Raw genomic sequence first — 9148 nt, 5'->3', positions numbered from 1 at the left:
GGGGGGGGGGGAGGGGGGGGGGGGGGGGGGGGGGGTCGGAGAGGGGGTCCGGGACGGCAGCGGGGTCGGGGCCGAGGTCTGGGTCGCCGGCGACTGGCAGCCGAGGGCCACGGCAATCGTCGCGATGGTGACCAGCAGGCCGCCGACAAGAATGCCGGCGGCTCGGCGGGGCTTTGTTCGCGCTGTTCCTCTGTAGGTCATGCCCGCAGTCAAAGCAGCGCGGTGTTGCCAGCCCGTATGCGGTTTTCGATATGCCGACGATATGTACCGGCTCGTAGCCTCGGAGCATGCGTGTATTGATCGTCGAGGACGAACCCTTCATGGCGGAAGCCATCCGCGATGGCCTGCGCCTGGAAGCGATCGCGGCGGACATCGCGGGTGACGGCGACACCGCTCTGGAACTGCTGGGCATCAACACGTACGACATCGCCGTCCTCGACCGGGACATTCCCGGGCCCACCGGCGACGAGATCGCCCGACGCATCGTCGCCTCCGGCAGCGGCATGCCGATCCTCATGCTCACCGCTGCCGACCGTCTCGACGACAAGGCCACCGGGTTCGAGCTCGGCGCCGACGACTACCTCACGAAACCTTTCGACCTCCAGGAACTCGTGCTCAGACTCAGAGCCCTCGACCGCAGGCGGGCACACAGCAGGCCGCCGGTGCGGGAGATCGCGGGTCTGCGGCTGGATCCGTTCCGCCGAGAGGTCTACCGGGACGGCCGCTTCGTCGCGCTGACCAGGAAGCAGTTCGCGGTGCTCGAAGTCCTCGTGGCCGCCGAAGGCGGTGTCGTCAGCGCCGAGGAACTCCTGGAACGCGCGTGGGACGAGAACGCGGACCCGTTCACCAACGCCGTACGCATCACGGTCTCGGCCCTGCGCAAGCGGCTCGGCGAACCCTGGCTGATCGCCACCGTGCCGGGCGTCGGCTACCGCATCGACACACAACCAGAGGCCGGACACCGGGGAAGAGACCATGGATAGAGCGCCTGGGCTCAGCGTCCGCCTCAAACTCACCCTCAGTTACGCCGGGTTCCTCATGGTCGCGGGTGGCCTGCTGCTCGCGGCGGTGTGGCTGTTCCTCCTGCGTTACGTCCCCGAGCGCGCGATGCTCAACAACCCCGATGACCAACTCAATGGCGTCTTTCCCGTCCGGTCCGCCCTCCTGGACGTCTTCGCCCCGAGGGCGGCCGCGGTGTTCGCGTTCCTGCTGGTGTTCGGCCTCGTGGGAGGGTGGCTCCTCGCCGGCCGGATGCTCGCCCCGCTGACCCGCATCACCGACGCCACCCACCTGGCCACGGCCGGATCGCTCTCCCACCGCATCCGGCTGTCAGGCCGCCAAGACGAGTTCCGCGAACTCGCCGACGTCTTCGACGGCATGCTCGAGCGACTCGAAGCGCACGTCGCCGAACAGCAGAGATTCGCGGCCAACGCCTCTCATGAACTGCGCACCCCGCTGGCGACCTCGAAGGCGCTTCTCGACGTGGCCCGCAGCGACCCGGCTCACGACCACGGAAAACTCGTCGACCGCCTTTACGCGATCAACGCCCGAGCGATCGACCTCACCGAAGCGCTGCTCGTACTCAGCCGCGCCGACCAGAGGACCTTCACGCGGGAACCTGTCGACCTGTCCCTCCTCGTGGAAGAGGCCACCGAGACGCTGCTCCCGCTCGCCGAGAAGCGCGGTGTCACCATCGACACCTCCGGTGACCCCGCCCCGGCTTTCGGTTCGCAGGCGCTGCTGCTGCAGATGACGACGAACCTGGTGCACAACTCCATCGTGCACAACCTGCCCGAACAGGGCTCCGTGTGGGTCAGGACCGACGCCCGTCCCGAGAGCGTGGTGCTCACGGTCGAAAACAGCGGCGAGAAACTCTCCCCGCAATTGGTCTCGACCCTCACCGAACCGTTTCAGCGCGGCACCGAGCGCATCCGCGACGACCACGCGGGGGTCGGCCTCGGCCTGGCGATCGTCCAGAGGATCGTCCAAGTACACGACGGATCCCTCACCATCACCCCGCGTCCCGAGGGCGGACTCCGTATCGCCGTTCAGCTGCCCGCCCCGCCTTTGCAGATGGCGAAATAACCAGGTCCGCACAACGGCCCCCGCGGGCGATGAGAAACCATTCCAATAATTCACCCCATTCACCCTTCGGGAATTCGATCAGTGACTGAATCCATGCAGAAATTCGCGGATGCGCGGCAGCAGGCCGAGGAGCGCGTCGAGACCGAGGAGCGCGTCGAGACCGAGGAGCGCGTCGAAGCCGAGGAGCGCGTCGAGACCCTGGACGCGGCGGAGGCCGGACAGGGCGGCGCCGGCCGCCGGGATGCCGGCTCCGGCACCTGGCGTGCGGGCATCCGCCGGCCGATCAGCGCCCTCTCCCGGCCGGGGCCTTGGAAGCGCGGCCTGGTGCTCGCGGCGCTGGCGCTGCTGCTCGGCCTGGTCATGCTGCTGCACGCGCGGATCACGGACCGCTGGGGCCTCGGCAGCCTGGTGGAGACCTTCCTGCCGTGGTTCGGCGTGTTCATCCCGGTGCTGCTGGCCGGGGCGCTGTGGCGCCGCTCCGCCTCCGCGGTGGTCGCGCTGCTGCTGCCGGTCGTGGTGTGGCTGAGCCTGTTCGGCGGGCTGCTCGGCGACAAGTCGCACCCGGACAGCGACCTCACCGTGGTCACCCACAACGTCGGCGCGGAGAACCCCGACCCGGCCGGCACCGCCCGCGCCCTGACCGCCTCCGGTGCGGACGTGCTGGCCCTGGTGGAGATCACCTCGCAGGCGAAGCCGCAGTACGAGAAGGCGCTGGCGAAGGCGTACCCGTACCACACGGCGCAGGGCACGGTCGGGCTGTGGAGCAAGCTGCCGCTGTCGGACACCCGGCCGGTCGACACCGAGATGGACGCCGGCCCGCTGGGGAGGGCCAAGCCGTACGACCTCAAGATGTCCTACAACCGGGCGCTGCGCACCACGGTGGCCACGGACCAGGGTCCGCTGGCGGTGTATGTGGCCCACTTGGGATCCGTGCGGCTGATGCCCAGAGGGGGCTATTGGACGGACAGCCGGGACCGCAGCGCGCAGGCGCTCGCCGAGGCCATCGCCGCCGAGCGGAACGAGCGGGTGGTGCTGCTCGGCGATCTGAACGGCACCATGGACGACCGCGCGCTCGACGGCATCACCACACAGCTGCACTCCGTCCAGGAGAAGGCCGGGGACGGTTTCGGCTTCAGCTGGCCGGCGAAGTTCCCGGTGGTGCGGATCGACCAGATCCTGGTCCGCGGCGTGGAGCCGAAGAAGTCGTGGCTGCTGCCGGCCACCGGCAGCGACCATCTGCCGGTGGCGGCCGGAATCAGCTGGTGAGCTCCGGGATCACCCGCTCCCCGTACGCGTCGATCGTCGCCTCCTTCGCGTCGTGCATCGCGTAGACCGCGAACTGGTCCACGCCCAGGTCCCGCAGCGCGGTCAGTTTCGCCACGTGGGCCTCGGGCGGGCCGAGGAGGCAGAAGCGGTCCACGATCTCGTCCGGGACGAAGTCCGTGGACGGGTTCCCGGCCCGCCCGTGATGGCTGTAGTCGTAGCCCTGCCGGGACTTGATGTACGCGGTCAGCTCCTCGGGGACGAGGCCGGAGTGCTCGCCGTAGCGCTCGACCAGGTCGGCGACGTGGTTGCCGACCATGCCGCCGAACCACCGGCACTGCTCGCGCGCCCGCGCCAGGTCCTCCCCCACGTATGCGGGCGCGGCCACGCAGACGGTGATCGAGGCGGGGTCGCGGCCCGCCTCCTCGGCCGCCGTGCGCACCGCCCGCACCATCCACTCCGTGAGGAACGGGTCGGCGAGTTGGAGGATGAAGCCGTCCGCCTTCTGCCCGGCCAGGGCCAGCGCCTTGGGCCCGTACGCGGCCATCCACACCGGCAGCCTCCCGTCCCGGACCCAGGGGATGCGGACCGGGTTGCCGTCGACCTGCGCCTCGCGCCCCTCGGCGAGGTCGCGGATGACGTCGATCGCCTCGCCCAGATGGGCCAGGGTGTTGGGCTTGCGGCCCGCCACCCGCATCGCGGAGTCGCCGCGCCCGATCCCGCACACGGTCCGGTTGCCGTACATCTCGTTGAGTGTGGCGAAGGTGGAGGCGGTGACCTCCCAGGTGCGGGTCCCCGGGTTGGTGACCATCGGGCCCACGGTCAGCCGCCGGGTGTGCTCCAGGACGCGGCCGAGGATGACGAACGACTCCTGCCACAGGACCGCCGAGTCGAAGGTCCAGCCGTAGCGGAAGCCGTTGCGCTCGGCGCGGCGCATCAGGCCGACGACGGCCGAGGCCGGTGGGTCGGTCTGCAGGACGAGTCCGAAGTCCATGACGTGGCCTCCTAGTTCAGGTACTGGCAGGTGCCGCGCGGCACATAGAGGCCGTGGCCGGCCCGACCGGTGAACTCGCCTTCGGTGATGACCGGTTCGCCGCGGGAGAGCACGGTCTCGACCCGTCCGGTGACCCGCCTGCCCTCGTAGGCCGAGTAGTCGACGTTCATGTGGTGGGTCTCGGCGGAGAGGACCTGCTCGGCGTGCGGGTCGTAGACGACGACGTCGGCGTCCGCGCCCGGCGCGATGGTGCCCTTGCGCGGGTAGAGGCCGAACATGCGGGCCGGGGCGGCGCAGGCGATCTCGATCCAGCGGCGGCGCGAGATGTGCCCGTCGACCACGGCCTGGTGGAGCAGGTCCATCCGGTTCTCCACGCCCGGCAGCCCGTTGGGAATCCTGGAGAAGTCCCCGCGGCCCAGCTCCTTCTGGCCCGCGAAGCAGAAGGGGCAGTGGTCGGTGGAGACGACCTGGAGGTCGTCGGTGCGCAGCCCCCGCCACAGGGCGGCCTGGTGCTCGGCGGGCCGCAGCGGCGTCGAGCACACGTACTTGGCGCCCTCGAAGTCCGGCTCCGCCAGGTTGTCGGTGGACAGGAAGAGGTACTGGGGGCAGGTCTCGCCGAAGACGGGCAGCCCCTGGTCGCGGGCGCGGGCCAGTTCGGCGACGGCCTCCTCGGCGGAGACGTGCACGACGTAGAGCGGAGCCCCGGCGACCCGGGCGAGCTGGATGGCGCGGTGGGTGGCCTCGGCCTCCAGCAGCACCTTGCGCACCTCGCCGTGGTGGCGCGGGTCGGTGCGGCCCTCGGCCAGCGCCTGCTGGACCAGGACGTCGATGGCGATGCCGTTCTCCGCGTGCATCATGATCAGCCCGCCGTTGCCCGCGGAGCGCTGCATGGCGCGGAGGATCTGGCCGTCGTCGCTGTAGAAGACGCCGGGGTACGCCATGAACAGCTTGAAGGAGGTGATGCCCTCCGCGACAAGGAGGTCCAGCTCTTTCAGCGAGGCCTCCGTGACATCGGAGACGATCATGTGGAAGGCGTAGTCGATCGCGCAGTTGGCGTCCGCCTTCGCGTACCAGGCGTCGAGCCCGGCGCGCAGCGCCTCCCCCTGGGTCTGCACGGCGAAGTCGACGATCGTGGTCGTGCCGCCCCAGGCGGCGGCCCGGGTCCCGGTCTCGAAGGTGTCGGAGGCGAAGGTGCCGCCGAACGGCAACTCCATGTGGGTGTGCGCGTCCACGCCGCCCGGGATCACGTACTTTCCGGTGGCGTCGATCGTGCGGTCGGCCGTCCAGCTCTCGCCGTACGCGCTGCCGTGCGCGGCCAGTGCGGCGATCCGGCCGTCCTCGATGAGGACGTCGGCGTGGGTCTCGTCGGCGGCGGTGACGACGAGCCCGCCGCGGATGAGCGTCCGGGTCATGACACCGGCCCCCCTTCGGTACCGGAGACTTGGGTGCGGGAGGTTTCGATACGGGAGGCTTCGGTACGGGAGACTTCCGCCTGTACGCGTTGCAGCGCCGCCTCCAGCATCTCCGCGCCCTCCTCGGCCTCCGCGATGCTCAGGGACAGCGGCGGGGCGATGCGCAGGGCGTTGCCCTCGCGGCCGCCCTTGCCCACGAGGAGCCCCTCCTCGCGCGCGTACTCCAGGGCGAGGCCCGCGGCCCGCCCCGAGGGGGACCCGTCGGGCTCGGCCAGCTCGACCCCGATCATCAGGCCCCGGCCGCGTACTTCACGGACGACCGGCAGCCCGGCGGTGGCGGCGCGCAGCCGCTCGATGAGCAGGCCGCCGACGCGGCGGGCATTGCCCTGGAGGTCGTGCTCGATCAGATACGCGAGGTTGGCCAGGCCCGCGGCCATGGTGACGGGGCTGCCGCCGAAGGTGGAAATGGAGTTGGCGTCAAGGCAGTTCATGACCTCGGGTCCCGCGACGACGCCCCCGATGGACATGCCGTTGCCGATGCCCTTGGCGAAGGTGAGGAGGTCGGGCGGACCGTTCCCGGCGTGTGCCTGCCAGCCCCAGAAGTGCTCGCCGGTCCGGCCCCAGCCGGTCTGCACCTCGTCCGAGATCCACAGGATGCCGTGCTCGCGCAGCACCTCGCGGAAGGCCGCGAGGAGCCCGTCGGGCGGGGCGGTGAACCCGCCGACGCCCTGGACCGGTTCGGCGATCAGCGCGGCCACGGAGGCGGCCCGCGTCTGCGCGAGCACGTCCCTCAGGTCGGCGACGCAGGCCTCGATGAACTCGGCGTCCGGCAGCGCCTCGTAGGGGCCCCTGCCACGGATGCCGCCGTGCACGTACAGGGTCTGGAGCGGCGAGAGGCCGGTCGGCGACCAGGCGGAGTTGCCGGTGATGCCGACGGTGGAGAAGGACCGGCCGTGGTAGCTGTTGCGCAGGGCCAGGATCTGGTTCGCGCCCTTGCGGTAGGTGGTCGCCAGCAGCAGCGCGGCGTCGTTGGCCTCGGTGCCCGAGGTGGTGAAGAAGACCCGCGCCTCGGGGATGCCGGACAGCGAAGCGACGCGCTCGGCCAGCTCCACCATGGGGCGGTTGAGGTAGAGGGTGGAGGAGTGGATGATCCGCCCGGCCTGCTCGGCGACCGCCTTGGTCACCTCGGGCAGGGCGTGCGCGGTCATGGTGGTCAGGATGCCGCCGAAGAAGTCGAGGTAGCGCCGCCCCTCGGCGTCCCAGACGTGGCGGCCCTCGCCGTGGGTGAGTTCGAGCGGGTCCCGGTAGTAGAGCGCCAGCCACTCGGGCAGCACGGCGCGGTGGCGCGCGTACAGGTCGGTCACGGGTTCACCAGCCCCTCGTACGCGTCCGGGCGGCGGTCGCGGTAGAACGCCCACTGCTGCCGCACCTGCTCGATCAGGTCGAAGTCCAGGTCCCGTACGAGGAGTTCCTCCTGCTTGTCGCCGGCGGGCTCGCCGACGAACTGGCCGCGCGGGTCGACGAAGTACGAGCTGCCGTAGAAGTCGTTGTCGCCGTACTCCTCCTGCCCGACCCGGTTGATGGCGGCCACGAAGTACTCGTTGGCGACGGCCGCCGCGGGCTGCTCCAGCTGCCAGAGGTAGGCGGACAGGCCGCGGGAGGTGGCCGACGGGTTGTAGACGAGCTGCGCCCCGGCCAGGCCGAGCGCCCGCCAGCCCTCGGGGAAGTGCCGGTCGTAGCAGATGTAGACGCCGATCCGGCCGGCCGCGGTGTCGAAGACGGGCCAGCCCATATTGCCGGGCCTGAAGTAGAACTTCTCCCAGAACCCCTTGACCTGGGGGATGTGGTGCTTGCGGTACTTCCCCAGGACCGTGCCGTCGGCGTCGATGACGGCGGCGGTGTTGTAGTAGAAGCCGGACCGCTCGACCTCGAAGACGGGGACGACGAGCACCATGCCGGTCTCGCGGGCGAGCGCCCGCATCCGGGTCACGGTCGGGCCGTCGGGTACGGGCTCGGCCCAGCGGTAGTGCTCGGCGTCCTGGACCTGGCAGAAGTAGGGGGCGTTGAAGACCTCTTGGAAGCCGATCACCCGGGCGCCCTGCCGGGCCGCCTCGCGGGCGTGCTCCTCATGCTTCGCGATCATGGACTCGGTATCGCCGGTCCAGGTCGCCTGGACCAGTGCGGCACGGACGACATTGGCCATGGCCTGCTCCTTCACTGCGCGCGGTTCGGGCACACAACCCAAGTCGACCACGTTTCGCACCACAACGGGCCACAAAGGGCACAGATGGTGAATCCGTGTCCACGCGCGCGTAGAAGGGGCGCTATGAGGTGCGCTATTCGGAGGTCGGGGTCGTCTCCGCCGCCGGGCTCCCTCCGCTACGCGAGGTCCGGGACTCCCGGGAGGCCGGTGACCCTCAGGATGTGGGCCAGGTCGCCGTAGTGGTGTGAGGAGATGGCGGCGGCCGCTTCGAGGAGCATCGGGACAAGGGTCCCGGGGTTCTCCTCCGCCACGCGCACCGCCTCGTCGCGCGTCCGTGCGCGCAGCAGCGCCTCCAGGAGGGCGGCGGCCTCGGCCGCCCGGCCCGCGCCGTGGAAGGCGAGGATCGTTTCCGCGATCTCCGGTGCCGTGCGGGCCACGGCCTGGCGGAACAGCGCCCGGCAGTCCTCGGCCCGGTCCTCGTCGACAAACGCGGCGGCCGCCGCGGCGAGCGACTCCGGCGGGAGACAGGCGGCCTCCCAAAGGAGGGTGGCGACATCGGCGGCGAGGCCGGAGTGCTCCAACTCGGCGGCGAGCAGCGGCAGCAGCCCGGCGGGGCCCGTGACGACCTCGCACAGCACCGCGTGCGCCTCACCGCTGCGGCCCGCGGCCCGCAGCCCCACCAGCCGCCGGGCGAGGGCGGCGGCGCCCCGGCGGGCGGCGACGAGCTCGGGCGTCTCGTGGTGCGCGGTACGCGGCCGGTCGAGGGTGCGGGCGTCGGCGCCCGGATCGTAGGCGCCGGCGAAGCGCGCGCCGCGCGGCTTGACGGGGGCGCCCGCGCCGGGCGCCCTTGGAGCCGCCGCGGCGGTCGGAGCCTCGGGCTCGGGGGCCCGCGGGGCCGGTACGGTCTCGACCGCCTCGGCGCCGTCCTCCGCGCTGTCGTCGACGAAGGCGTAGCGGGCGCCGCGCGGCTTGGTGCGGGACGCGGTGGGGGCGGGCAGCCGCGGCATCAGCGGCGGGGCGGCGGCCGCGGTCTCCGCTTCGTCAGGCTCTTCGACCCCGGCGAAGCGGGCCCCGCGTGCCCGCGGGACGACGGCCTTGACCCGCGTCTTCGCCGCTTGGGCCTCGCCGGGCGTGCCCAGCAGGTCGGGAAGCGCCTCCAAGCGCCTGCGGAGCTCCCCGCCGCGTGCGGTC

The 9148-nt window shown here is 71.4% G+C and carries 8 protein-coding genes; 3 read left to right on the top strand and 5 right to left on the bottom strand.

Annotation, left to right across the window (positions count from 1 at the left end):
* The first annotated feature begins 287 nt into the window (after positions 1-287).
* The 3 genes from AOK16_RS03145 (at position 288) to AOK16_RS03135 (ending at position 3351) form a co-directional block, all read left to right on the top strand.
* The gene (locus AOK16_RS03145; protein ID WP_055470667.1) at positions 288-983 is read left to right on the top strand and encodes a response regulator transcription factor; all 696 of its coding nucleotides are present in this window, start codon (positions 288-290) and stop codon (positions 981-983) included.
* Positions 976-2085, top strand: coding sequence for a sensor histidine kinase (locus tag AOK16_RS03140; protein WP_055470666.1), 1110 nt, complete (start codon positions 976-978; stop codon positions 2083-2085). The genes AOK16_RS03145 and AOK16_RS03140 overlap by 8 nt, the downstream gene beginning before the upstream one ends.
* 81 nt (positions 2086-2166) lie before the next feature.
* On the top strand, positions 2167-3351 hold the full coding sequence (locus AOK16_RS03135; protein ID WP_240483340.1) for an endonuclease/exonuclease/phosphatase family protein: 1185 nt from the start codon (positions 2167-2169) through the stop codon (positions 3349-3351).
* Here the strand turns inward: AOK16_RS03135 and AOK16_RS03130 are convergent.
* The 5 genes from AOK16_RS03130 to AOK16_RS03110 all read right to left on the bottom strand — a co-directional run.
* Positions 3341-4342, bottom strand: a complete 1002-nt coding sequence (locus tag AOK16_RS03130; protein WP_055470665.1) for a TIGR03842 family LLM class F420-dependent oxidoreductase — start codon at positions 4340-4342, stop codon at positions 3341-3343. The genes AOK16_RS03135 and AOK16_RS03130 overlap by 11 nt on opposite strands.
* Positions 4343-4353: 11 nt before the next feature.
* Entirely contained in the window at positions 4354-5754 is a 1401-nt protein-coding gene (gene hydA / locus AOK16_RS03125) for a dihydropyrimidinase (RefSeq protein WP_055470664.1), read from the bottom strand.
* Positions 5751-7118: an aspartate aminotransferase family protein gene (locus AOK16_RS03120; protein ID WP_079101006.1), complete on the bottom strand. Its 1368-nt coding sequence runs from the start codon at positions 7116-7118 to the stop codon at positions 5751-5753. Before AOK16_RS03120 ends, hydA begins: the two co-directional genes overlap by 4 nt.
* On the bottom strand, positions 7115-7957 hold the full coding sequence (locus AOK16_RS03115; protein WP_055470663.1) for a nitrilase-related carbon-nitrogen hydrolase: 843 nt from the start codon (positions 7955-7957) through the stop codon (positions 7115-7117). The genes AOK16_RS03120 and AOK16_RS03115 overlap by 4 nt, the downstream gene beginning before the upstream one ends.
* A gap of 176 nt (positions 7958-8133) precedes the next feature.
* A partial coding sequence (locus tag AOK16_RS03110; RefSeq protein ID WP_055470662.1) for a hypothetical protein occupies positions 8134-9148 on the bottom strand: 1015 nt, incomplete at its 5' end.

The organism is Streptomyces pathocidini, assembly GCF_001418495.1.
Classification (GTDB): Bacteria; Actinomycetota; Actinomycetes; order Streptomycetales; family Streptomycetaceae; genus Streptomyces; species Streptomyces pathocidini.
Note: the sequence above shows the minus strand (reverse complement) of the source record. Positions and strands in the feature narration are given on the sequence as shown.